Below are 24,778 nucleotides of genomic sequence, written 5' to 3'. Positions count from 1 at the left end.
CGTATGCCCACTTCTCGAGTGACCGGTCGGGAACGATCGAGCTGTCCGACACATCCGATCACCGCGGCCGAGCCGCCGACCCGACCTCTGGATCGACCTCCGCTTGCACGCGCCAACTGCCGCGCCGAGCGCAGCGATGCCCTCGTCCGCATCGGCGCCGGGGTGGCGCTTTGGCTGAGCCTGCTGATGGTGTCCTACTGGTGGGCCGCCGACGGCGGGATTCAGGATCTCGGCACCATCGCCACCGCTCTTCTGTCCGGGGGGCGCCTCGCCGGCCTGGCGTCCGCGGACCTCCTCCTCGTGCAGGTCGTGCTGATCGTCACGGATCTCCGTGCTCGAGCGTGCCTTCGGTCAGGACCGGCTGATCGGGCTGCATCGGGTGGTAGGCCTGACGTCGTTCACGCTGATGTTCGCTCATATCGCGGCAATCACGTTCGGCTATGCCGGCGGTGACGTGCTCGCCGCATCCGCGACGGCGTGGGAGTTGGCGACGGACTACCCTGGGATGTTGCTGGCCGTCGTCGGCACGGCGCTACTTCTGATGGTGGTGATCACCAGCGTGCGGCCGATACGCGACCGGCTCCGTTACGAATCGTGGCATCTGCTGCACCTCTACGGGTATCTCGGGGTGGGATTGGTGTTGCCGCACCAACTGTGGACCGGCCAGGAATTCCTGGGTTCGACCGCCGCGACCCTCTACTGGTGGACCTTGTGGATCCTCGTGGCCGCAGCGGTTCTCGTGTGGCGGATCGGTCTTCCGTTGTGGCGCAGTGTCCGACATGCGCTGCGGGTCGCTGCCGTAGTGCCGGAGGCGGACGGGGTCCTGTCGGTGTACATCTCCGGCAGGCACCTGGATCGACTTCCGATCGTCGCCGGCCAGTTCTGCAACTGGAGGTTCCTCGGTCGTCACGGTTGGAGCCGGGCAAATCCCTACTCGCTGTCCGCCGCACCGCACGGGCGCCACCTGCGGATATCGATCAAGTCTCTCGGCGACAACAGCGCACGAACCCGGACTCTGCAGCCCGGTACCCGGATTCTCTTCGAAGGTCCCTACGGGTGCGGGAACCGAGAACGGGTGCGCCCGTCCCTGAACGCTGCGGAATCCGGTACGAAGGGGTGGAAGCCGCCCTGGCCACGGCGGCCCGGAACGGCACAGCGCCCGACTCGCCGGGCCGGACGTTCGGGTCGCATCCCGACACTTCTCCCCGTGCCGATTCTCCGAAATTGGCCGACAAGCATTGCGCGACAACGGCTTTTGTGATTGTCACAGCGTTGACGGCGCCAGTGACGGAGTCTTCCCTACACCGTCACTGGTGCCGAAAGGTCACCATAACAGATAATCGAATGTATGTGGCGCTCCTGAGGTTTGTGTGGGCGTCATTTCTGCTGTTCAGGGTGGGTTGTGTTGTTGGACGCAGTGGTCGGCGAGTTGCCGGTGAAATGAGGGACGCGCACGTGTTGGGTCTCTAGATTTCGGGGTTCCTACACCAACCTCAACCCGGAGGACCGCTACACGTGCGCGTCAGTACTGCATTTAACCGTCTGCTTCAAATCCCCGGTGCATCGGTGTCGGATGTGTCGATCACAGACGACTCCGTCGAGGTCACCCTCAGGCTCGCAGCACGCCGTGTGAAGTGCCCATGCGGCTACACGAGCGCCGCAGCCTACGACCACGCGCCGCGGCGCTGGCGCCATCTCGACTTCGGCCGCCACAAGGTGTGGTTGAAGTATCCGATCCGACGGATCGAGTGCCCGACCTGCGGCGTCCGGACCGAGGACATTCCGTGGGCGCGTCCGACAGCACGGCATACACGCGACTTCGAGGACATGGTGCTGTGGTTGGTCACCCGCACCGATCGGACCTCGGTGTCGACCTTGATGCGCTGTGCATGGCGAACGGTCACCTCCATCGTCACGCGGGCGGTCGATGCGTTGATCGACTCGCGCAGGCTCGAGAATTTGTATCGAATCGGAGTCGACGAAATCTGCTACCGACATCCGCACAAGTACCTCACCATCGTCGGCGATCACGACACCGGCAAGGTCGTCTACATCACCGAGGGCCGAGGCCGAGACTCGTTTTCGGAGTTCTTCGAGCAACAGTCGGCGAAGGAGCGCGACAAGGTGCAGGTGGTGTCGATGGACGGCTCTCCCGCCTTCCGAGCCGCCGCAGAGGATCACGTCCCGCGGGCTCGTCAGTGTATGGACCCCTTTCACGTGATGCAGTGGGTGAACCGAGCATTGGATCGTGTGTTCTCCGACGCGGCGTCTGTTCGCCGGACCTTGTCGATGCAAGCCCCGGAATGGCGTCAAGCTCGCACAGTGTTGCGGCTCGGTAAGAATCGGCTCACCAAGAAACACAAGTCGTTGCTGCGGACGGTGACCGCAGCCGATACCGAGGTCGGGACAGCGTGGCGTCTGAAGGAGCAGTTCCGCGATCTCTACCGCAAGATCGCGCCCCGGAACGCTGCACGGTATCTACGGCGGTGGATCGAAGAAGCGCGGTCCTGCGGGATCGATGCGTTCGTACAACTGGCGCGCATGATCGACAAGAAATCCGAGCAAATCTGTGCAGCAATCGAGTTGGGGATATCCAATGCCCTTATCGAGGGGATCAACTCGAAGATCAGACTGATCAATGCCCGCGGTTACGGTCATCATTCAGCAAAATCACTCACGGCGATGATCTATCTCAATCTCGGCGGAATCGAGGTAAAACTGCCCACACAAACGTAAGGAGGGGCATGTATGTTCGATGAGTTCGCGGGACTCGGCGCCTCCGCGCTGTCAGCGCGCGAACCCGGGCCGGAGAGCATATACTTCCGGTCCCCCGCCGGCACACATCACGGAGCGGAGTGCACCATGACCATCACGATCTACAGCAAGCCGGCCTGCGTGCAATGCACCGCCACCTACCGCGCCCTGGACAACGAGGGGCTCGACTACACGATCGTCGACATCACCCGAGACCCTGACGCCCATGACTACGTGCTGGGTCTCGGCTACCTGCAGGCCCCTGTCATCGTGGTGGGTGACGACCATTGGGCGGGTTTCCGGCCCGATCGCATCAGGGCCCTCGCGGCAGCCTGACGGGTACCGGTCTCGGCCCCTGGATGACGGCAGCGTCGACCGTTGAGGGGGAGCGGAACTGCTTGGCGATGGATGTGATCGGGTGCGTCGGTCGGATGTTGTCTTTGTCGGTGGTTGGCGTGTCGTTGTCGTGGCGCTGTTCGCGCGTCCTGTTGTGGGGGGCGGGCGGGGTGTTGTCGGCGTCGGAGGAGGTCGGTGGCCGGCACGAGTTTTCGGACTCGATGTCGGGTATCAGTTGCTAAGATTTGGTGCGCCAATGGTATTCGGGCGATCGGCAATGGGGAGATGGCAGATCGCCGCACCGCCATCGTGCACCCGGCGAAGTCGATCAGGGATGGGTGGGATGGTCGGCTTCGCCGATGCGTATGCCATGTCAACGCCTGCGCTGTCTGCTCGCTGATCGGTGAGCATGTCCACGCCGCTCCTTTGTTGTGTAAGCGGGTGCACGGGCTTGCCGCTGATTGGTCTCCTCCTCGGAAGGAAGATCTCGGTACGGGGGCCTGTGTGACGCGGATAGTGCGTCGGTGGTCGCGGGGACGAGCATGTGGTGCTGGGAGAGTTCGTCGGGGTTGTTGATCTTCGTGGAGAACCAGGGCGGCAGTGTGGCCAGGACCTCGGTGAGGGTGAGGTGGTTGGTTCGGGCGAGCCGAGGTAGGTAGGAGCTCAGCGTTTGCCCTGTGATCGGTGCGACCGGCCGTGGCAGCACGACCGTGTGCTCGTCTGGACTGCCCGAGCGGGCGCGGGGGAGCCGGCTGTGCGGCGGGTGGCCGGAGCTGTTGCATCTCGCGGTTGGAGGTCGCTTTGCTGGCTTGGAATCGGAGTTCTTTCAACTCTTTGAACAGGGCGTGGGGTCGTAGCTGTGGGTCGTAGCTGTGGGTCGTCGGTGAGGTGCTGGCGGCTGTAGTCGGCCAGGGCGCCGGTGAGCAGGCGGGTGCGTGCGGTTCGGACTCCGGGTCTCGTGTGTCCGGTCAGGGAGGAGCGGTTCGTCGTCGGGCTGTAGCCGAGCTGCCCCGGCGATGGCGTTCACCGACCATCCGGCCTTGCCCAGGGCCGGTATCAGCTCGGCTCGATCGCGGGGCAGCATGTGGGACCTCGCCGCTTATCCGACGGGAGGGGCCGAGGATTCGGAGGTGATGTCGGCGTCGACGGCGTCCAGGGACTTCGTGGTGATTTTCTCGGTGCCGTCGAGGACGGTGTTGATGGCCGCGCTGCGGATCAGCCAGAGCAGGCTGCCGATCATTTGCGTGGGTGCGCCTGTGCAGGTAGCGGTCGAGCTCGGGCAGTGATTCAGGCCGGTGCCGGTGTAGTCGCAGACTGTCTTCCAAGGCGGCGATGAGCGCGGTCCATTGTTGGTCCTGGCTGAACGGACCGGTGCGGACCATGTTCGAATCGGCCGGCGATCTGCTCGCCGCGGGTGCCGGACAGCAGCCCGGTGCGTTCCAGGCTGGTCCCGGCATATGTACAGGTGGCTGGGGTCCTCTCGCTGAAGTATTTCAAGGTGTCGGATGCGTCGGCGCCCGCGCGGGTGCGGGTGCGGGTGTTGAGGTTATGGAGTTCGTCGACTGCGACGAGGGTGACGCGGGCGTCGCGGCTCACGCCGCAGACCGCGTCGGCGATGTCGGTGATGTTGGCGCGCCGCGAGATCGGCAGGTCGAAGAACCGCGCGAACTCCATCGCGATCATCTTCGGGGTGGCGGCGGGCGCGATGGTGATGTAGACGAGGGGAATGTCGTCCGCCGCGTGCGGGTGACGTCGCCGGTGGATCACCTCGACGGTCTTGCCGAGCTGGGTCAGTGCGGTGGTCTTACCGGTTCCGGCGGGCCCGGACACCATCAAGCCGCATCGCCCGGAGTGGGCGTTGCGGTTGAGCTGGACCAGGCGGCGACCGGAGGCGATGACCTGGCGGATCGTGGGTGTCTGGACCACCAGCAACCGGGAATGGTGATCGATGCGATCGTCGTCGTAGTAGTCGCGTTTGTCCTCGGCCAGGCCCGTCCACACCGCTGTGGGCAGCAGGTTCGGCGCGGTGTGCATCTCGGCGACGAAGCCGCGCCACCCGTCCGGCGTGGTCAGCTGCAGGTGTCCGTAGTCGGCATCACCGGATTCGTCATCGGATCCGTGACGGGCTGTGCGGGTCACCATCGCTTGTCCGCCTCGGCGCAGGGGTCGAAGATCGGCAGCGCTATCACCTTGGCGCCCGGACGAGTTGTTGCGGACCGGGTCCGGTTCCTCGTCGATGCTGTCCCGCGGTGCGGGCCGCGGTGGGATCGGGGCAGCCGGTGAGCTGGCCTTGGTGCGCGCGGCGACCCGCCGGTCCCGGCGGCTGAGTTTCGCCGAGGCCTTTCCCTCACTGTCGGAAGGTCCTTGGTGGGCCCGTTTGAGCAGGTCGGCGACAGCGTCGGCGACTTCTTCTTCGGTCGCGCCCGGTAGGGCGCGGTGGGTGTGGTCCCAGGCCAGTTCCCCGAACGGTGCTGCGACGCGGTGCAGGTGCCTCCAGAACAGGGTGAGCCAGCCGCCCTTCCAGTGGTTGCGGCCCCAGACGCGTGAGACGTCGTAGGGGTCGTAATGGATCTCCCAGAGATCCCGATGGTCGGTCACGCCGGATCGCTGGTGCCGCAGCGGGTTCAGGGCTTTGTCGTGGTAGGTGCGATGGCTGATCTTCACGCCGTAGGCGTTGATCGCCCGCCGGGTCGCGGGCAGCAGTTCGACGTAGTCGTCCGCCGACAGTGCGACCGGGACATAGCCTGCGGTTTCGATGAGCGCGGCGTATTTCTCGTTCGGGCTGAACATCCGTCCCGGATGGACGGGGTCGCCGAGCCCGTCGTGGGGCCGGTTCTGCCAGGCTGCCACGAGCCACTCGTCCAGCAGCTCCTGCAACTCCGTCACCGACCACACCGCTTGCTGCTCGACGTGGCGGCCCCGGCGTTCGGCGTTGAATCCGGTGTAGCCCGCGACGAACTGGGCGAACAGCGTGCCGACCGAGCCGAGCATCCGCTCGATATGCCCCTTTTCCCAGCCGGATGCGTCGTGGACGGGCTGGAAGTTGATGCCCAGGAAGTTGCAGGAGGCCCGGAAGTTGCGGGAGATGAACACCTTTCCCTGGTCGACCACGATCGTCTCGGGAATGACGACCGGCCGGGCTGCGGCGTGCTGCATACGGGCATCGATGTCCAGCAGCCGCTCGAACGGCAGCGCCGACCGCGACATCGCCAGTGCCTGCGAACAGCCCGGCCGCATCGGTTCAGGCGTGACGGTGCGGGCCAGCAACACGCTCGCGTCCACCGACTTGGTCGTCGGAGGCAACACCGCCGCGGTCACGGTCCTGGTCGCGACATCGATCATGCCGGTCAAATCGATCCGGCCCGTAACGCCGTCGTCCAGGCGGACCAGCACGTCCAGCGGGGTGCAGTCGATCTGCATCACCTCACCCGGCGCCCACGCGTCCGCCTCGCCGAACGGCCCGTCCGGGCGGTCGGCCAGCGACCGGCGGGTGCGAGCAGATCCCGTGGTGTGCTTGCCCACCGCCAGCTTCTCCAGCAACCGGTAAAGACTGCGCTGCGACGGCAACCGAACGGCCCCCCGGACCGTGGGCGGCCTCCAGGATCTGGCCGGTCCGCCAGAACAGGTAGGTGGCCGTGCGGGAGGACTCCTGCGTCGCCTCGGCGATCGCTTGTTGCAGCGCCGCCACCACCAGCGGATCGGCCCGACCGTGCGCGGTGACGGGCTTGTCGATCCGATGATCGACCATCCCGGCCAGCCCGCGCGCTTCGTAGCGGCGTCGGCGTTTGGTGATCGCGCTCGCGGTCACCGGACGACCGGCCCCGGTCAGCTCCGCGGCCTTGGCCTGCTCGCGGCGGGTCAGCGACACCCGCTCCGGGTCGTACTCCCGTTTCGGCCTGGTCCCCGCCGGGCCTGCGGCGGCACCCCGCGCAACACCTCGACGATGTGCTGTTCCCACCACAACGCCTCCGCCGCCACAGCTTCCGGCACACCGTCCAACAGCGTGGACGGGGGAACCGGAGCCTGCGCCGGCGCACTCACCGCCTCGAAGTCTCCGGCCGCCAATAGGTCGGTCAGACCAACCTCGGCGACTTGACCGCCGGTGTCCGCCAGCTGTATTCGTGTTCCCGACACCGCGATCACCGTGTGCAACGTTCCCGCCAGCCGCACGCGATCACCGATCGACAACCGCGCAGGCCGCCGAGGCGCAGATCCCCCGCTCACCGAGCACCACCGACCGAACCCACAGTCGCCACCAGAGTGGTCGGGCCCAGCCTGGCGGCCGCCAGATCGGCCACCAGCTCCTGCTGCCACATCAGAACAGTGCTGGCAGCACCGCGATCCGGTCTCCGGCACGCTCGGCGGTCGCCAGCAGCGGCGCCGGTGACGCGAACACCTCCCGCAGCCGCTGCCCGATCTCGGCCCGGCCGGCGCACCGCGGATGCCGGTAGCGTGCCAGCCACCGCACGTTCCCCGCCAGCATCGGATCCAGCACCCCACTCGCCGATATCGCCAGCCGACCACCTGCTCACACGCCTGCGCCGTGACCGTGAACGCTTCGGCGTCCCTCGGCTCGATCGCGTCATCGGCGCGGACATCGATCACCACACCCGACCCGTCGACCACGCGAGCGAAATAGTCCGGGGCATGGCGGCGCTGGCGTCTGCCATCGCTCCAGTGCAGCCAGAACGGCTGCGACGCGATACCGACGACGTCCCGATCGAAATCGAGCGCGCGGACACGATCGCGCTCCAGCCAGGACTCGTAACCCACATGGTGGCCGGTTGTCACCGACCACCACCACCCGGGGAAATGACCGAGCCCACGCGACCAGCGGAACGTCCGCACCGGCGCGGCCTGCACCAGCGTCAAGTGACCGCACTGCCCCAGCCGCACGAATCGATCCCCGCCCACTGCATCGCGCAGCCCCAGCGTGAACCCGAAATCGTCGGCCGGAACACGATCCAGCGCCAGCACAGCGTCGCCCACCTGATCAGCGCTCGCTCAGCCGTTCCTCCGCAGGGACTGTCAGAACATCGGTGGATCCAGTTCTGGCGCATGAATCTAGATCACGGTTGGGGTGATTCGGCCTTCGAATGTGATAGCAAACGCGTTGAGGGCCGGCTTCCACCTCGTCACCCATCGTGCTCTTCCCTTACCGGACGGGTCCAGCGACCGGGTGGCGAGGTAGAGGCACTTGAGCGCGGCCTGCTCGCTGGGGAAGTGGCCCCTCGCCCGCACCGCCCGCCGGTAGCGCGCGTTGAGGGACTCGATCGCGTTCGTCGAGCAAATGACCCGGCGGATCTCGGGGTCGTAGTCGAGGAAGGGCACGAACTCGCTCCAGGCGCTTTCCCACAGCCGGACGATCGCCGGATACCTCGGCCCCCATTTGTCGGCGAACTCGGTGAACTGCTCCTTGGCCGCGGCCTCGTTGACAGCGGTGTATATCGGCCGCAGGTCCCGTGACATCTCGTCCCAGTACTGACGCGATGCGTAACGAAAGGTGTTACGCAAGAGGTGAATCAGGCAGGTCTGCACCACCGTGAGTGGCCACACGGTAGTGATCGCGTCGGGCAGTCCCTTGAGTCCGTCGCAGACGGCGATGCACACGTCTGCGACCCCGCGGTTGCGGATTTCCGTCAGGACGGCGAGCCAGAACTTGGCCCCCTCCCCGCCGTCACCTGCCCACAGCCCGAGGATCTCGCGTTCCCCGGCGGTGGTGACGCCGATGGCGACGTAGACGGGCCGGTTGGCGACCTGACCGTCGCGGATCTTGACGTGGATGGCATCGATGAACAGCACCGGATACACCGGGTCGAGGGGACGGACGGACCATTCGGCCATCTCCGTGAGGACCTTGTCGGTGATCTTGCTGATGGTCTCCTTCGAGACCGATGCGCCGTAGACGTCGTCGAAGTGTGCCGCGATTTCGCCTGTGGTCAGGCCTTTCGCCGAGAGGGACAAAATGATTTCGTCGACCCCGGTCAGGCGTCGCTGCCGTTTCTTGACGATCTGCGGATCGAACGAGGCATCGGTGTCTCGTGGCACCTGGATCTGTACCGGTCCGATTTCGGTGAGCACGGTCTTCGTCCGCCTCCCGTTCCGGGAGTTTTCTCCGTTTCATCCCGTGACGTGGTGTTTCTCGTAGCCGAGGTGCTCGTCCATTTCGGCTTCGAGTGCGGTTTCGAGGACGTTCGCGGTGAGCTGGTTGAGTAGTCCGTTCGGTCCGACCAGCTCGACGCCCTCGGCTTTGGCCTGGGCCAACAGTTGTTGGGCCAGCTTCTGGTGGTCAATCTTCGACTGATCCATGTGATCAAGTGTTTCGGTCATCGTCTTGCCTTCTCGCCAAGAGAACTCGGCGTGTCGGCCAGATCCAGTTCAACCGTTATCCCGACAGTCCCCCTCCGCAGCCCGGGCGATCGTGTCGCCGAGTGCCTTCCCTGGGGCGCTCGCGGAGTCGGGAATCATGATGTCGACCGCGCGCCCGTCGGGGTGATCCGGGGTGACGTCGCCGGTGGGGCGCCATCCGCCGAGGGTGGTGATCTCGGGGAAGGCCGCCGCGATTGTGCGCATGATGCGGATCGAGTCGATCTGCATGTGCGCTTGGCTGCCTTTGTCGGCGGGCAGCGGCGGTAGCTCTTCGTCGGTGGAACGAACTCGGCTTCGGAGGTCGTGCGGTGTTTGCGGCGTCGCTGCGGGCCGGCGGGTTCGTCGACGACGGGTGGTTCGGTGGGAGGGGGGGTGCCGCGGGTGTCCTGGGCGGTTCGACGGGCGGCGGGCTGGCCCCGGGCCCCGGGCCCCGGGGATCGGGGATCGGGGGCCGGGCTGGGTGTTGTGGTGCCGGTTCGGCCGGCGGGGTCGTGGGGGGCGTTGCGCATCGCCGCGGCGCGGGAGGGAGGCGGGGCTTCCGGCGGCAGGACCGGCGGCTGCGGCTCGTCGAAGTTCGGGTCGAGCACCGGCGGCGATGTCCTTGTTCGGGCTGATCGGATTTCACCGTCGATCTTCGGTAGTGGACAGGTCGAGCACCGGCGGGCCGGGGCCGGGGCGCTCTGTCCGGGTCTGAGGCGGTCGTGGTGCCACCACGTCGTTCCATGCCGCGATGAACACGGAAAGTGCGGGGGTCGGTCGGCGTTGATGTATCGGGTGATCGTGGTGGTGAGAGAGACGGTGAGCGTGAGCATCACGGCCAGTGGTGTGAAGCCCGGAGGGACGTCGATGATCATGCGGGCGACGACGAAGGCCGTGACCGCGATCGTTGCATTCACCCCGACGGCGGAGTACCGGATGCGAGTCGGGGGAGGGTTCTGCCCGCGGGGGCCGAGGTAGTGCGCGTCTACGCGGGTAGAGCGGGTCGGTCGGCGTTTACGTGCTCACTCCCTTCGAGGATGTGTTCGCAAGGGACGAGCACGCGTGAGACGTCGACGCCGAAGAGGCTGAGGGAAAAGGTTCCGAGCCCGTTCATTGCGTTCTGGCTACCGGCGAGCACGAAGAAGGTGATCGCGGCGACAGATCGGTCCGCCGACGGTCGGCACCTTCGAGAAGTTGCTTGTGGCGGGCTCCGAGTGTGATCGCGCAGGCAACCAGCGGGGAAGATCACCGGCGAAGACGTTGTCGCCGATCCAGTCCTCGAGGTTGTTGGTGTTCACCTCGGTTTCCGGAGCAAGAAAGTGATCACCGATGTGGGGGTGTGTGGGTGAAGCGAGTGCGGCGTCGACGACGGTGGACGCAACACAGATGGGGTTCTTCTCGGGTCGGATCTGGCGAGAGCACTTGAAATGTGGTGCGGGCGACGTGAAGAAAGATCGCGTGCCGACGTCAACGGGGTATGTGGATAGCTTCCTTGTGCGAAGGCGCAGCGGTGGTCGTCGGCGCAGCGGGGGTGCGTGCTTTTCGGCCATCTGGTGACCCACGCATGGGCTGGGCGCGGGCATCGGTTGCGTGGGCGGTGAGGGTGTCGCGCGTGGACCTCTGACGGGTCGTGGGTGGTTCGGTGTGCGCTTGACCCCCTCTCGGTCAGAGATCGGGGCCCGCCGAGCACCGCAACGGGCCGCCCGGTGGGGTGGTGCCCGGAGAACCCGGCGGAGCAACGGTGGCGGCAGGGCCGTGGAAGCGCGAAATTCAGCGCTGCAATGTGGTGCCGGACCGCCCGTGTTCAGGCGCACACGAGTGCGCGTCTTATTGCCCTCGAAATGGGGATCGAACAGGTGGTGCTGCGGCACCGATCGGAGGGTGCTCTGTCGTGGCATGAGAACGGGCGTCCGAATCGAGCGTCCGGAAAAGCGGGGGAACCCCACCCCCTTCGGGGGTCACTCCCCCCGGCCCTTCGGGCCTAGGGGGGAGTGTACTACTAGAAATTGCGCCGCGCCAACCTATTTCGGGACGCCCCATGTCACACGCCTGCGGCGGTGCTGTGTCGACCGCGCAGCGGGGCGCCGGTTCGGCGCGCCCTTCGTGGACTCGCCGCGCCGGCATCGGGACCGCGTCGACCGCCGCACCGACCCTGCCGGTATCGCTCGCGGAGAGGCGTCTCACACGCGTGCTCGGACGTGCTCGCCGCAGCGGTCGAATCACCGTCGAAACGCCCGGAACTCGACCGCTCATTCGACCGCTGATTCGAGCGCTCTGCGACGGGGGTCCGTGACCGCTGATTCGAGCGCTCTGCGACGGGGGTCCGCGACTGCTGTTCGGAGCGCTGCGGCGGGCGGGTCCGCGGCCGCACCCGCACCGCTCCGGCACCGTGCGGCGAACACCGCCGACACAGCGAACGAGTCCCCTGGATGCCTGCCTCGCCACGGCGTGCGATGCGGCACACACCGGGTCTCGGTGAGCGGCGCGCGGACCGCTGGGATCCGGGGGTCGCCGGGATGCTCTACGTGGGGCACCGACAGGCTCGGGACGATTCGTCGAACGCGCCGCTCGGAAGTTATCCACATACCCCGTTGAACCCGGCGCGCGTTTGTTGCCACAGTGCTCCCGCATCACTCCCGCAGTGGTGTCGGGCCGAGCGAAAGGAGCCCGCGGTGAACGCACGTCGTGACCCGGTCGAGGACTGGGTGGTTCAGCAGTACCGCGAGATCTTCGGCGACTGCGACACCGCACGCGCAGGCACGCAGGTCGATTCGGCCGCCCGACCGGGCGCGCATCGGCCGCTTCACCCCCACCTCACCGATCGCTGTGGCCGGCGCCGCCGCGGCGGTGTACGCGCCACGGCTGCTGCCGGCCGTCGACGGCAACGAGACCGCGACCGACGTCCCTCACCCAGCTGCACGGCTACCAGTGGCCCGTTGCTCGCTGGCGCTGCCGCACTGTGCGCGCTCGATGTGTCCCGCTACCGCGCGCACAAGTCGACTCGGATGCTCGAATCCGTGGTGCGTCAGACCACCGGTCACCGTCGCCGGAAGGTCATCGTGTCACTGGCTCCCCGGCGACGGACCGTCTGCCGGGCGGCGATCACACTGCACCCCGGCACCGTGATCCGGCCGAAGGCGTTTTCACGAGCTGACCCGGGCAATCGAGGAGGCATTCGCTGGCCGCGGCAAGTGGGAGGTCCGCGTCGAGCATGAGGGGCACAGGAATCGAATCCTCATCACCCGCGCCGAAGTCATCCCCGACACTCGCTCCGCGCGGCACAAGGCGCTGCAGGCGGCGCTCGATGCCGGCGCAATCCTCAAGGACGCGAGGGTCACCGTCGACTCGGTCGACGAGTACGGCGTCGAGTACGGCGTCGAGTACGGCGTCGAGTACGGCGTCGAGTACGGCGTCGAGAACGGCTCGAGAACGGCGTCGAGAGCACGTTCGAGCCGTCGATGAACTCCGGTGCCGGCGGCTTCCAAGCGGAGGTCGACGAAGCCCTGGCATCTCTTGCGGGCGTGCACGAGTCCGGCCGGACCTGGACCACGGAGTGGACCCCTTCGCAGGGCCCCCCTGGTGATGCGGCTCGTGGCTGCGGTGCCGACCGGGGTGGAGTACCCGTTCGCCCTGGTCGGCGCGGACCTGCGGCACCTGCCGTATGCGACCGGCGCGGCGGACCTGACGATGTTCTGGGATGTGTCGACGCGTTCGAACCGGCCGCATTGCGTGATCGTGGGGCCGACCGGCGGTGGCAAGGGGTTCGTGATCCGCACGGTTGCTGACCGAGGCGGTGCGCCGTGGCATCCCGTTCGTCGGTGTCGATCCGAAGATGATCGAACTCGACGGCACTCGAGGGTTACCCCGGTTGTGGCGCGATGGTGTAGGACGCGCTCCGCGCGGCAATGTTCGTGCGTGCGCTGCACACCGAGATGATGGCCCGCAACGCCTACATTCACCACAAGAAGATCGAGGGCTCGCAGCTACCGCTGATGATCGCGGTCCTCGACGAGTTCTTCATTCTCTCCGGCAAGTGGCAGCGGCTGGCGAAGACGGGTGACGACGCGACCCGAGAGCAACCCGAGAGCGACTCGAGGAACTCGACCCGAGAGCGGAGAGCGACCCGAGAGTGACTCGAGAGCGACTCGAGGAACTCGACCCGCTCGGGGCGTGGGCCGCGTGCTCGGTGTCCAGGCGTTCCGGACGCTTCTCTGTTCGGCGGCGCCAGCGGTAACCCTCGTGACAACCCCCGGGCGCCCGCACCGCGGGTGCGGTGCCGGGGGCCGGCCAAGCGACTACCGACTAAAAGCCCGGGGAATGCGTGGCCCTTCGGGTGGCCGCCCATACGTGAAGACCGCAGCCGCGTTGGGCATCACCGCCGCCTGCGTTGCCGCCGTGGGGGTGGCGAACGACCCGATGGGCGAGGGCAATCCCGATCCGGCTCAGGCTGCGATGACGGCCGCCGCTGCGACCGGCGAGAACGGACTGCCCCCGCTCAACCTGCCCGAACCTGAAAGGGTCGAGGAACCGGAGGCCCGCTGCGGTCGGCGACCTTCGCTGCTCCGGGAGGGCAGTTCGTCATCGCGACCGGTGACAATCGGTGTTTCGCCGCTTCGGAGAGCACCGTGCTCGCTTTCGGGGCCGGGAGCATCGCGTCGTTGACGCGTTCGGGCGTCTCGATCGGCGATGCTCCACCGGACTCTGGTTGGTCCAAAACCGTTGATCTGGTTCGTATTCTGGTGCTGGAGCTGGGGTTCTCCGTGGGGTGGTGGGGTCGTCGGGATGCCGCGTTGGACGCGCTCGTTACCGGGCGGAGCTCAGGTGCAGGGCGTCGGCGGTGGCCGGTGTCGCGTGCCGGGGCGCGAGGGGTCGGTGCTCGCGGCGGCGAGCTCGGTTGGTGTGTCGTTTGCGGTCGTTTTCGGTCATGCCGCCCCAGATTCCGTACGGTTCGCCCGTCGTCAGGGCGTGCTCGCGGCACTGGGTGAGTACGGGGCAGTCCTGGCAGATCTGCCGGGCCCGTGATTCGCGGTGACTTCGGGCGATGCCGCGTTCATTGTCGGGGGAGAAGAACATCGACGGTTCGATACCGCGGCACGCGGCGCTGTCCCGCCACCCTTCGGGTCCGCTCAGGACCTGGTGGGTCGGCGTGGATGGGGTTCGGGCGGGGAGCAAGTGCGGTTCCTTTCGTTCCCGAACGGGAGGATCTGTGGGCAGATCCGGACTCCGGAAACTGAATTTCTGTGTTGTCGATGTGTCGTGGGGTCTCGGTTGCGGCTCGTTCCGGACAACAAACCGGGCACCTTGGTTTGACGGGTAGTGCGGATGGCCTGGTGTCTGCGCTAGGCGGTCCAGTGTCCAATCCTCGGCGGTGGCGGTGGCGGTGGCGGTGGCGGTGGCGGTGGCGGTGTGGGCCCCATCGGGGTGATGCCGTGTCATGGCTCCCGCCTCGGGAGGCTTGTGGCTCTTGTGCTGTACGTATGCGACTTTCCCCTGCCGGCCACCCGGGGTGGGATGGAAGATGACGCTCGATCAGTTCGAGGACAGCTTTCGGGTGGTGGCCGCTCGCGGCGTCGGCAGGGGCGACTGTCGCCGGTTCGGCGAGGTTGGCGCCAGGAGAATATGCGATCTGCTCTTCGTCGCCGCGGCGGTTGCCGCGGCCCTTCGCCACAACATCATCGATTGTACGGACATACCGATCACATGGGTTTACAGGAGAACAGCGATTGTTCCGCGAGGCTCAGGTCACCGTTTGTCAGTCGAGCCGATCCTCGGGTGGCTGGCCGGCTATCCGTCGCTCGACCGGATGCTCGCGACCGAAACCCCGGTCGTGGCTGCCCGCGACACCACCGGCGGGCTGCGCGTGAGGTTCGCGCGGACCTTCCGCACCGTATCCCGAGGTGAAGACGGTGCGCCCCCACGGTCGGACACCGCTCGATGATCGGTGTCCCTCTCGACCTCTACCTCTGAGACCGAAGGGTTGTCCCGTCCCGGGTCGCCGAAGTGCCGATGCCGACCGAGGCTGCGGGTGAAACGCAGTGCCCGGGCCGGCTGAGGTGAATACCCGATCGGGTGCGGCGGCAGGATGCGCCGGATGGTCCGACGCGTCGACGACAGCATCGGCATCGTGTCGTTCGCCGCCTGTCCGGTCAATCTGGCTATGGCACAGCACATTCCATGTTCAGTGATGGGATAGTTCCGTCCGGAGGCGCCCCGTGATGTTCATGTCGACGTTGCGGTGACCGTCGAACGTCCGCAGGCTGCTCGTGGGAAAAGGTGCACGGCGAGCCGCCGTGCACCCATCCCCGTGCCCCTGGCATTGGTCACCGATGCGATCGGCAGGCGCCCTCGGTGCGCTGGACCGATGCGCCTGTCGGCTCGAGGAGTGAACCGGTCGGATAGGGGTATCCGATGCGCGTGCTGCCGCGTGGCCTCGGACGGCAAACCCGCGCGAGAGCCCGGATCCTCCGGCCGCCTGACCCCTTCGGTCGGAGGGTTCCCATCTGGACCTGATCCGCATGCTGATGGAAGCCTTGGGGCAGTATCGGATTCGACCGTGCATTTCGCCAACGGCCGCATCCGGCACCTTTGCGCGGACGAACTCATACTTGCCGCCGCCGCCCCACCACCGGCGTATCGCGAGATCACCGATTCGCTCAGTGGCGACGATCCGTTCCCCTCGAGGAACTGCCGACGCGGCGTTCCGGTAGCCGGCCCCGGCTGAAGCCGGTCGGCCTCGTAGACGGAAATCGAGCGCCGCGCCAACCTCGAAAATCCTTCCTGCCCAAGGATCGTCTCGACAGGACGGCCTCCACGCAAAATCGCCTCCGGGTAGAGCCGGGACTATTTGCGTTTTCGGGTCGGTAGATGGTGGTGCCGATGACGAGAGCGCGGTTACCTCGACATCGGTCGGTGCGGGGGACGGGCGGGGCGCAGGTATCGGACGTTGCGGGTGCACGCGGTCAGTTCGGAGAGGGCCTGGTGTAGTTGGCCGGTGACGTCCCACACATCGGGGACGAGGTTTCGGCAGGTGATGATGCCGACGTCGAGGTGCCGGCCGTAGGACATGGCGGCGATGGTGATGCCGCCGGTCATGTCGCTGACGGCGGAGACGGGGAAGTTCCCGGTTACCTCGATGCCCGCGGTGTACAGCGGCCGAGCAGGGCCGGCGGCGTGGGAGATGATCAGGTTGACCGGTGGCGTGGGCATGGTCAGTGCCCGCAGCGGTGTGCGTGAGATCGGGCCGCGCAGTGCTCGCGGCAGCGCGGCGCCGACGTCGCGGACGAGGGTGGCGGGTGCGGCGCGGAAACGTTGGGGTGCCGCCGTGAGTGAGGTGTGCACCTTGTGCAGGCGGCGGGCCGGGTCGGCTTCGTTGATCGGAAGGGCGATGGGCAGGAGGGAGAGTCGATGGTCGGCGGCCGCGAACTGTGCGTCGGTGCGCCGTGCGATCGGCATGGCCGCGGCCAGCGTCGTGTTTGGCGGGGCATCGTGGTCGATGAGCCAGCGCCGCAGCACGGTGGTGCACAGCGCCGTCACCACGTCGTCGACGGTGCATCCCAGCGCGGTCCTGACCGCATCGACCTCGCCGAGTGGCAGCGAGGTGAACGCGAATCGTCGGCGCGCGGTGTCGGGGCCGGGGAATGGGGTGTCGGGCGGTGCCGGTGCCGGTGCCGGTGCCCCGGCCGTCGCCTCGTCGGCCGGCCGCCGCCATGTGCGCGGGGTCAGCCCCCGGGCGAGTGTGCCCAGCAGGTCCGCGCCCGGGACGGTGAGAGCGTCGGCGAGCTCGGGCAGGTGCGGTGCCAGCCGGAGCGAGGACCACATCAGCCGCGCGGGCAACAGGGCCAGATGCCAGGCACTGTTGCCGAGCATCCCCAGGGCGCCGGCCGCCTGGTACTGCTCGTCGCTGAACCGGTGCGGCACCGTGCGGGGTTGCGGGGTGGTGTCCATCAGCACCGCGAGAGCCTGCGCCGCGGTCAGGCCGTCGATCACCGCGGGGTGCACCTTGGTGTAGATCGCCTGCCGGCCACCGGTGAGCCCGTTCACCAGGTAGCACTGCCACAGGGGCCGGTCGCGGCTCAGTGGACGTGCCGCGAGACCGGAAATCTGCTCGGCGAGCTGTTCGTCGGTGCCGGGACCGGTCAGGGTGACCTCCCGGATGTGATAGCCGAGGTCGAGGAACTCGGAGTCCACCCAGTAGGGCCGGTCGAGCCCGAGAGGTACCTGCTGTAGCCGCCACCGCAGTGGCCCCACCAGGTGTAATCGGCCATCGGCGAGCGCCCGGAGGGCCTGCACCGTGAGCCCGCCACCCGGTGTGGTGGGGCCGAGGACGCTCAGGATCCCGACATGGGTGCAGGTGGTCGATGTCTCGGCGTCGAGGAACTGCGCATCGAGTGAACTGAGCTGGTGCATAAGGTTTTACCTGGATTGGGTGAGCCAACGTGCTGGGCGAGCCCACAAGGCGTCACCCCAACGCTACGCCGCGGCGCGCCCCCCGTGGTGTCCGAGCAGGTCGTTGACCGAATCCGCGCTGAGCTTCGCTCGACAATTTCGAATTGGCGCACACCGATTTTCGAATTGCGCCGCCGGTGCGTCCGCACGCGGGCAACAGCGAGGGTTCGTGCGGACCTCCCGGTGTGTCCGGACACCAGAGAACTCGGCGATCGCACCGAGTACGGAAAGAACCTCCGCCGGGGGAGCGTGAGAGAAGTGGGATTGACCCATCGGCTCTTCGACAGCGTCGAGCGCGAACTGGGAAACGTCGCCGCGCTGGTGTTCTGCCATTGCGAGTCGGTCGATTCCGGCCGGTTGGACACCACGGTGGAGAGCTTCGATCGGCACTTCGCGGTCAGTACGCGGGCGTCGTGGCTGCTGATCCGGGGGTACGGGCTGCGATTTCGCGGTCAGCACGGTACCGGGCGGGTGGTCAGCCTGACCAGCGATCACACCGTCGGCAACCTGGCCTGTGGGGCGAGCAAGGGGGCGATGGACCGGATCACGCTGGCCGCCGCCCGTGAGCTTGCCGATCTGGGAGTGACCTGTAACGCGATCAATCCCGGACCGACCGACACCGGGTGGATGAACCGAACAGCAGAAGGCGCACATGATCACCTGCACATCTCTGGGACGCCTCGGTATACCGCAGGACTTGCGCGAATCTGGTGACGTTCCTCTGCCCCGCGGAGGGCGGAGGGATCAACGCCCAACTTCTCCAGAGCGACGGCGGTCTCGAGTAGTCAAAGGCTGTATCTGATCAACGACGCGAATCGTACGGTCGAGGTCACCGCGCTCTCTCACCGCGCGGACGCCTGTCGGTCCTCGTCCTGACGTGAGACGGCGAGTGTCGCAGGATGGACAGGATAGAGCCGTGGCCCGGGCGAATGCTCTGATCTGGGAATATGTCGGGTCCCGGATGTGATCGGGAGGCGTGTTGCGGATGATGGGTGGAAAGGACCGCGGATTTCACTGGGCGTCATCGCGGGGCCGCTGCTGGCGGTCTTTTCCAGCTGCCGGTGATGATTGTGTGGCAGCACTTCAGTCGACCGAAACCGCGTTGCCGGCGCCGCCGTGGTAGGCCGTCTCGATCCACCCGACGGTCGCCAACCGTCGTTCCTCACGGCTGCTCCAGCGGCCACGGTCGAGGACATTGCGTTGCAGCAACGCGAAAAACGATTCCATCGCCGCATTGTCACCCATGCCCCAACCTTCTCATAGAAACTCGTAAGCCATTGCAGGCCAACAATTCTACGAACATTCCGGAACGGAACCGACCAGGTTCAACCGGTCGACGCAACACCTCGACAATGAAAGGCGCGGAATGGGTGACGTCCATCGGCACGGGCGGCAGCGTTGACTTCGACGGGCGGCGGTGTGGTCACCGGGACCACACCGACCGACGAGTACGGGCTGCCCACGCTCAACCTGTCCGTGAGCAAACCGGCCGAGGACACCGAAGCCACTACCCAGAAGATCTCGTTTCTCCTGCGTTTCTGCGTCACGAAGGCATTCGGGGCAGCAGTCGCGGTGTTCACCGGGGATCGTCGGGAACCGCCCACAGGCCCGGGCCGGTCCGTCGGCCGGTGTGGGGGGTCAGTGCCCGTAGCCGGGCGGCGTCGTCGCTCAGTGCCTTCCGCAGGTGGGGGCGTACGTCCTCGGCGACGCCTGGTGGGAGTGTGCAGCCGTGGTGCACGAGGTCGGCGGTGTTCTCGATGAGCCGCACCGCTCGCACGAGGAGTGGCTCCGGCACCCAGACAGTGGGAAGGTGACCGTCGTGTTCTCTGGTCAGGACGCCGAGGGTGGAGATCATCGACATCGCTGTCGCCGGCTCGTCGGGACCGGTGTCGGCGCCGGCGAGGGCGGCGACCTCGACGAGGGCGGCGATTGTCGCACCGAGGGTGGGCAGGGGCATGGCGATGGTGCGGGGCAGTGTCAGCAGGTCGGCGCCGGGTGCCTCATCGTTGATGCGCAGGGCCAGTTCACGGGCGAGGGTGCGCAGTGCGTGAGGATCGAAGTACCGGCGGGCGGTGCGTTCGGTGATGTGCATCCGCTCTGCCACGGCGGCGACTCGGTCGGTGAGCAGGTCCTCGAGTCGGTCGGCGGGGACGGTCAGACCGATCCGTGCCAGCTCCTCACCGAGGGCGGAGGCCGTCGTCCTCACCCATGATGATGGTCGTGGCATCGGGGCCTCCTGATCAGAGCGTTCCACCACATCTGGTCTGTCTACCAGTTCGCCCATGGTGCGGCGGCGGCAGGCGACGGGAATGAACGCCGCGCCGGACCGGATTGCGGGTTCGGCGACGGGTGCTGGATCGGACGCTGACAGTTTCCGGGGTGCGCTCGCTGTCGGATCGGGACTTCCACAGTGGTGTGCAAATTTGGTGCAACAACGAAGGGTGGGCATGTCTGTCCTCGACACCAGAAGCGCTCTTGCCGCCAACTCTGCCCGTGCACACCTCGGCTTCGGAGGGGGGAGCTGTGGAGCGATTCCGGTGGCGGGCAGGGCATGCAGTCGGCGGCGTAGTGCTCGGTGAGCGCCTCTGGTCGACGATCTCCGCCAGATCCATCCGCACGCGCATGCGTCGACGGCGAGGACACGGTGATCGAGTCGATGCGCGGCGACGTTCCCCGGGGCAGTTCCCCTGCCATGCCCGCCTGGAGCGGTGGGTCCCGGTCGAGTCCTGACCCGGACGAGTAGTGCCATCTGGACAGCGGAGCTAGACGTCCCCTATCGCTCGCTCGTCGCGGCGATCGCGTCGGTGATCTGCCCGCGCTGTTCGGCGGTCGGGTCGCGGGCCCGGGCGTCGTCGGCGATGCCGAGCATGACCATGACCCCGGCCGGCCCGATCCCGTGACCGCGCATGTATGTGGTGAGGACGTCGGAGACGAGTAGGTCGGCGGCGATTCGGTCGCGTCGGCGGTACAGCAGCGACGTCAGTGGTACGTGCCCGGACAGTAGGTCGTCGGTTGTCCTCTGACGCACCGCGTTCAGACTGACGATCGTCTGGTCGTCTGGTCGTCTGGTCGTCAGGTTTGGGTGTCGGCACTGGGGTTCCTCTCGGTCGGCAGGCGGCAACGGCGGATCACAGGCAGCGCGGCGGTGCGGTCGCTCCGGCCCAACTCGTTCGGTCCGTGCTGCGGAGCGGGGATCGCCACCGGAGCCAGACGCCGCCGGCGGCGAGGACGACACCGGCGAGGGCCAGTCCGGTCGCGTGCCAATCGACCACGAAGACGGTGGGGGTGGTTCGGGGCCGGAGACGAGGTGGAGGGTGCAGTGCGCGGCCACGGTGGGCATCTTTGCTCGGCTGGAGTGCTGTTCGGCGATGACGAGTCCGTACTGGTTGAGCACGTCCTCGGGGAAGCGGTGGTGTCCGCGGCAAATCTCCTGTGGGGGGGTGAGAGATGAACGCGGCCAGATAGACCGCGATCCCGGTGACTACCGCGGCCAGCGGTCCCGCGCGGCGCATCAGCTGCCGGGACGTCGCGGGCGGCGGGCGGCGAACACAGCGACGGTGATCTCGACCTCCTTGAACGCGGCGGCCAGAGCCGTATGCAATCCGTCGAGGTCGTCCCCGCGGTTGTGGAAACGGTGTGATCGGCCCGCTGTAGAGGTTGTTCAGGGTGCGGCTGAGAAGAGTGTGCTGCACACCGTGTCGAGGATGGTCGAGCCGAAGAACACCCCGTCGTCGGCCATGAAGTAGCCCAGGTTGCGGAGCCGAATCTGCCATTCGCGCTGAACGCGGCGCGCCTGCGCGACAAGCTCTTCAGGTTGTGCGGGTGTCAGCGCATCGGGAGCGGCCAACAACGACTCGACCACCGCGACCGGGACGCGACGGGTTGAGTTGTCGTCGGCGTTGTCGTCAGACCTGTCGTCGCCTGACCGCTTGCCTGTTAAGTTCCGCAGAAGGTTTGGAAGGATGTGCCGAATCATTGTGGGCGGACATGGTGTGGTCAGACCATTCGTCGCGGCGGCCGAACGCCATCAGCTTCTCGAACGAGCGGCAAATCCGGGCAGGTTGTTTCGGTCGCGGCGAAGTCAGGTTCCGGCATGGCTCGGGGCACGGTGCGGGGTCGGGTTCGACGAGTGACGGTGTCACCCGACCGGGCGGTGATCTGCCGGGCGTGGACGACATCAGGCGCCGACCTGCGGGGGTGGGTGTCCTGCCGCCGTGCGTATACCAATCAATGTCGTTGACTACGTTTAAGGTAGTAAAAGTACGCTAAGATGTCTGTTGTCTACGTTTGCACCGAACCAGGGGGAGAAGGTCTGTGATCTGGCCGGAGCATCGTATCGAGACTCGGCCCTGGAACCCGCGTCATCGGCAGGGTTCGCGCGCGGACCGCACCCTGGAGACCGTCGACGTGATGATCCCGCCGATGATCGGCGCCCTCGACTGCGATCTGGTCGGTGTTGTTGCCCGCGCGCACGAGGAGGCGGTCATCGCGGTGGCCCGCCTCGAAGCAGGGTTCGGCGAGCACCTGGCGCCGCTGTCGGACTTCCTGCTGCGCAGCGAGTCGGTGGCGTCGTCGAAGATCGAGCACATCGACGCGGGCTGGCGCGCGTTCGGCAAGGCGCTGGCCGGTGGCAAGTCCAGCGCGGAGGCCAAGTCCCAGCTCGCCGCGGTCAAGGCCCTGATCGCGATGGTCGACGCGGCCGGGGACGGCCCGATCACCGGTGACACCCTGCTCGGTGCGCACCGGTTGCTGATGGCACCGGACTACTACACCGCCCGCGACTCCGGCCGATTCCGCGACGTGCAGAACTGGATCGGCGGCAGCGACTACACCCCGATCGACGCGCTGTTCGTGCCCCCGCCACCGGAACTGGTCGACGAGCTGCTGGCGGACCTGCTGGAGTTCGCGAACCGCACCGACCTGCCGATCCTCGCGCAGGCCGCGATCGCACACGCCCAGCTCGAGTCCATCCACCCGTTCACCGACGGCAACGGACGCATCGGCCGCGCCCTGATCAGCGCGATCCTGCGCCGCCGCCGCCTGACCCACCGGGTCACCGTCCCGTTGGCGTCGGTGATGCTCGCCGACACCCGCCGCTACTTCGACCACCTGACCCGCTACCGGGCGGGTGATGCCGACGGGTTCGTCGAGTACGTCGCCCGCGCGGCGATCGTCTCCAGCGAGGCCGCGCAGGACTCTGCCCGCGCCCTGGCCGAACTCCCCAGCTATTGGCGCGATATCGCGCGGCCGCGCAGCAACTCCGCCGACGAGAAGATCATCGACGCCCTCCTCGGCACGCCGATCTTCGGCGCCGACACCGCCCAGCAGATCACCGGCACCACCGACGCCAGCGCGTACCGCGCGCTGGGCCGGCTCACCGCGGCCGGGGTGCTCGAGGTGCTCTCCGAGAGCAAGCGCAACCAGATCTGGGCCGCCACCGGTGTGCTCGCCGAACTCGACGCCCTGAGCACCACCATCGGCAGGCGCACCACCGAGCACCTGTAGCCTTCCGCAGGGCCCGCCGCTCTGCGCCCTCGGCACCCGTCGCGGCGACGGGTGCTGCTCGGTTAGGGCCCCGGCGGCGAGAGCTCCGCAGCAGCAACGAAATACACGGTAGCGCAGAACCTGCCACTGTCGGCTGGCGCTCTGCCGGGTCACGGACGTGGCGGCGATGGCAAGCCCCACCGAGGGCGGCGCGGGTGATCCTGGACACGAAAGATTTAGGCAGGACACGAAAGGCGGAGGCGCTGAACGCCCGTCGTTGGTGCCACTGCAGCATGAACGCGTTCGGTGATGTCGAGGTTGCGCGCGGCGTCCGCTGGGTTCGGGTGAGGAACAATAGAATTCGTGAGCGCCGGTGGAGGTGGGGTCGTCGAGCAGGGCCAGGAGGAGGTGGTCGGTGCCGATTTCCTCGTGCCCGAGCAGGGCGGTCTGGCGGAGGCTGCCCTCGGGGACCTTCTTCGTTTTTGCCGGTGTTCGGGATGTGCCCGGCGACGGGGGTGGAGCCCGCCGGTGCCCTGGAGCTTGCTGTCGAGTGCCGGGGCGGTGACGCCCCATGAGGTCAGTGCTGCCGTTCCGGGGCCGCCGGCGTCGAGGATCCCGACCAGTAGGTGTTCGGTGCCGACGCCAGTTCTGGTGGTGGGTGCGGGCGGCGCCGGCGGCGAGGACGACCACGTGGCGGGCTTGATCGGAGAATCTCTCGAACACGATGACGCGCTCCCGCCCCAAGGCGTCGCCGCGAGCGACGCGATCCGCTGCTGAATCTCTGCTGCCCATTCTGGGTGGGATCGATGCGACCTCGGCACCCGCGGGCGTAATGGTGCTGTGACCTGGTGTGATGACATGTCTCCGGTTTGTGATGTGGGGTGTCGGCGACCTGTCGGGTGAGTGCCGGCGCCGGGGTGTCGGCGGGCGTGGGGGTGTCTGCTTCGTCCGTTTTCGAGCCGTTTCTGAAAGGTATTGATTGACAACATGTTTGGGTAATTACTTGGTGAGTAAGTTTTTACGTGGGTTGTGCACGTTTTTCAGATTGTAAGGTTCGAAAAAGGTTGATTATCAACAGATATGGGTGTTTTAAGTTTTTCGTCTGTTTTGGGATTCGAGGGTGCCGGGTGGTATGCTGTGGGTATGACATGGAGCGGTGCGGGAAGGCGAGTGGGCGGCGGGTCGGGCACACCCTCCCGCTTCTCCAGCCCCGTTGGGGTGCGGGGGACCGGATCGAACGGGACGATGAAAAGTGCAGGCGAGAACCTAATCTCGGAAACTCAGAGGAGCGAAGCGACTCGATCGACGGCAACGGGAATCGACCCACTGCGAGCCGCGCAGCGGCTCCCTGGCGGGGAGCGCAGCGACTCGCCCCGTCTCCCGGCGCGGAGCGCCGGGAGCAGCGCCGCGG

General features: G+C 67.0%; 21 protein-coding genes and 4 pseudogenes. 9 read left to right on the top strand and 16 right to left on the bottom strand.

The features are described 5' to 3' along the window. The first annotated feature begins 331 nt into the window (after positions 1-331). The 3 genes from RHA1_RS00105 to nrdH all read left to right on the top strand — a co-directional run bounded on the left by RHA1_RS00105 (position 332) and on the right by nrdH (position 3,090). Entirely contained in the window at positions 332-1,261 is a 930-nt protein-coding gene (locus RHA1_RS00105; protein ID WP_011593349.1) for a ferric reductase-like transmembrane domain-containing protein, read from the top strand. Between the two features lie 254 nt (positions 1,262-1,515). Continuing rightward, complete coding sequence (locus RHA1_RS00100; RefSeq protein ID WP_011593348.1) at positions 1,516-2,736, top strand: ISL3 family transposase; 1,221 nt, start codon at positions 1,516-1,518, stop codon at positions 2,734-2,736. Positions 2,737-2,862: 126 nt separating this feature from the next. Further along, a complete protein-coding gene (gene nrdH / locus RHA1_RS00095; RefSeq protein WP_009472518.1) occupies positions 2,863-3,090 on the top strand; it encodes a glutaredoxin-like protein NrdH in 228 nt (75 codons plus the stop codon). A gap of 231 nt (positions 3,091-3,321) precedes the next feature. Here nrdH and RHA1_RS50235 read toward each other — a convergent pair whose 3' ends face one another. The 9 genes and pseudogenes from RHA1_RS50235 to RHA1_RS51395 all read right to left on the bottom strand — a co-directional run bounded on the left by RHA1_RS50235 (position 3,322) and on the right by RHA1_RS51395 (position 10,736). Beyond that, on the bottom strand, positions 3,322-3,507 hold the full coding sequence (locus RHA1_RS50235; RefSeq protein ID WP_167540915.1) for a hypothetical protein: 186 nt from the start codon (positions 3,505-3,507) through the stop codon (positions 3,322-3,324). Positions 3,508-4,189: 682 nt separating this feature from the next. Beyond that, a complete protein-coding gene (locus RHA1_RS50230) occupies positions 4,190-4,330 on the bottom strand; it encodes a hypothetical protein (protein ID WP_167540914.1) in 141 nt (46 codons plus the stop codon). 47 nt (positions 4,331-4,377) lie between these two features. Further along, positions 4,378-6,612 carry an AAA family ATPase gene (locus RHA1_RS51415; protein ID WP_237726816.1) on the bottom strand — a complete coding sequence of 745 codons (2,235 nt, stop codon included), beginning with the start codon at positions 6,610-6,612 and terminating at the stop codon, positions 4,378-4,380. Then, complete coding sequence (locus RHA1_RS51410; RefSeq protein WP_237727034.1) at positions 6,515-7,048, bottom strand: hypothetical protein; 534 nt, start codon at positions 7,046-7,048, stop codon at positions 6,515-6,517. The genes RHA1_RS51415 and RHA1_RS51410 overlap by 98 nt, the downstream gene beginning before the upstream one ends. A 357-nt stretch (positions 7,049-7,405) precedes the next feature. Then, positions 7,406-7,573: a hypothetical protein gene (locus RHA1_RS51405; protein WP_237727033.1), complete on the bottom strand. Its 168-nt coding sequence runs from the start codon at positions 7,571-7,573 to the stop codon at positions 7,406-7,408. A 71-nt stretch (positions 7,574-7,644) separates the two neighbouring features. Next, positions 7,645-7,938, bottom strand: a pseudogene (locus RHA1_RS51400) (TnsA-like heteromeric transposase endonuclease subunit); the annotation flags it as partial. A 216-nt stretch (positions 7,939-8,154) separates the two neighbouring features. Then, a pseudogene (locus tag RHA1_RS00070) lies at positions 8,155-9,399 on the bottom strand (IS256 family transposase). Positions 9,400-9,468: 69 nt separating this feature from the next. After that, positions 9,469-9,687: a VldE C-terminal domain-containing protein gene (locus RHA1_RS00065; RefSeq protein WP_011593344.1), complete on the bottom strand. Its 219-nt coding sequence runs from the start codon at positions 9,685-9,687 to the stop codon at positions 9,469-9,471. An 875-nt stretch (positions 9,688-10,562) separates the two neighbouring features. Then, entirely contained in the window at positions 10,563-10,736 is a 174-nt protein-coding gene (locus tag RHA1_RS51395) for a hypothetical protein (RefSeq protein ID WP_237726815.1), read from the bottom strand. A gap of 1,374 nt (positions 10,737-12,110) precedes the next feature. Between RHA1_RS51395 and RHA1_RS53460 the strand changes: the two are divergent. Then, positions 12,111-12,813: pseudogene (locus tag RHA1_RS53460) on the top strand (AAA family ATPase); the annotation flags it as partial. A gap of 530 nt (positions 12,814-13,343) precedes the next feature. After that, entirely contained in the window at positions 13,344-13,571 is a 228-nt protein-coding gene (locus RHA1_RS53455; protein WP_011593342.1) for a hypothetical protein, read from the top strand. Between the two features lie 670 nt (positions 13,572-14,241). Here RHA1_RS53455 and RHA1_RS00045 read toward each other — a convergent pair. Then, entirely contained in the window at positions 14,242-14,610 is a 369-nt protein-coding gene (locus RHA1_RS00045) for a WhiB family transcriptional regulator (protein WP_009472503.1), read from the bottom strand. A gap of 346 nt (positions 14,611-14,956) precedes the next feature. Between RHA1_RS00045 and RHA1_RS00040 the strand changes: the two genes are divergently transcribed. Continuing rightward, complete coding sequence (locus RHA1_RS00040) at positions 14,957-15,376, top strand: DUF1931 family protein (RefSeq protein WP_050787218.1); 420 nt, start codon at positions 14,957-14,959, stop codon at positions 15,374-15,376. A 953-nt stretch (positions 15,377-16,329) separates the two neighbouring features. Here the strand turns inward: RHA1_RS00040 and RHA1_RS00035 are convergent. Continuing rightward, positions 16,330-17,844 carry a wax ester/triacylglycerol synthase family O-acyltransferase gene (locus RHA1_RS00035; RefSeq protein WP_011593341.1) on the bottom strand — a complete coding sequence of 505 codons (1,515 nt, stop codon included), beginning with the start codon at positions 17,842-17,844 and terminating at the stop codon, positions 16,330-16,332. On the opposite strand from RHA1_RS00035, the gene RHA1_RS53945 reads away from it, so the two are divergent. Then, positions 17,839-18,597 (top strand): SDR family oxidoreductase, encoded by a 759-nt coding sequence (locus tag RHA1_RS53945; protein WP_011593340.1) that lies wholly within the window; start codon positions 17,839-17,841, stop codon positions 18,595-18,597. The genes RHA1_RS00035 and RHA1_RS53945 overlap by 6 nt on opposite strands. 307 nt (positions 18,598-18,904) lie before the next feature. On the opposite strand, the pseudogene RHA1_RS51375 reads toward RHA1_RS53945, so the two are convergent. From RHA1_RS51375 to RHA1_RS53155, 5 genes and pseudogenes are all read right to left on the bottom strand, one after another. After that, positions 18,905-19,201, bottom strand: a pseudogene (locus tag RHA1_RS51375) (hypothetical protein); the annotation flags it as partial. Between the two features lie 258 nt (positions 19,202-19,459). Beyond that, the gene (locus RHA1_RS49170) at positions 19,460-20,089 is read right to left on the bottom strand and encodes a hypothetical protein (RefSeq protein ID WP_237726812.1); all 630 of its coding nucleotides are present in this window, start codon (positions 20,087-20,089) and stop codon (positions 19,460-19,462) included. 567 nt (positions 20,090-20,656) lie between these two features. Further along, a complete protein-coding gene (locus RHA1_RS00020) occupies positions 20,657-20,911 on the bottom strand; it encodes a hypothetical protein (RefSeq protein WP_237726811.1) in 255 nt (84 codons plus the stop codon). A gap of 100 nt (positions 20,912-21,011) precedes the next feature. Beyond that, entirely contained in the window at positions 21,012-21,155 is a 144-nt protein-coding gene (locus RHA1_RS51370) for a hypothetical protein (protein ID WP_016884935.1), read from the bottom strand. A gap of 389 nt (positions 21,156-21,544) precedes the next feature. Beyond that, positions 21,545-21,745 carry a hypothetical protein gene (locus tag RHA1_RS53155; protein WP_009472491.1) on the bottom strand — a complete coding sequence of 67 codons (201 nt, stop codon included), beginning with the start codon at positions 21,743-21,745 and terminating at the stop codon, positions 21,545-21,547. Positions 21,746-22,197: 452 nt separating this feature from the next. Between RHA1_RS53155 and RHA1_RS00010 the strand changes: the two genes are divergently transcribed. Continuing rightward, on the top strand, positions 22,198-23,388 hold the full coding sequence (locus RHA1_RS00010) for a Fic family protein (protein ID WP_011593337.1): 1,191 nt from the start codon (positions 22,198-22,200) through the stop codon (positions 23,386-23,388). 342 nt (positions 23,389-23,730) lie between these two features. Then, positions 23,731-24,144, top strand: a complete 414-nt coding sequence (locus tag RHA1_RS53940; protein ID WP_041810841.1) for a hypothetical protein — start codon at positions 23,731-23,733, stop codon at positions 24,142-24,144. Positions 24,145-24,778 lie beyond the last annotated feature (634 nt).

The sequence above is a fragment of the Rhodococcus jostii RHA1 genome, assembly GCF_000014565.1.
Lineage (GTDB): Bacteria > Actinomycetota > Actinomycetes > Mycobacteriales > Mycobacteriaceae > Rhodococcus_F > Rhodococcus_F jostii_A.
This window is presented reverse-complemented; position numbering and strand designations above follow the sequence as displayed.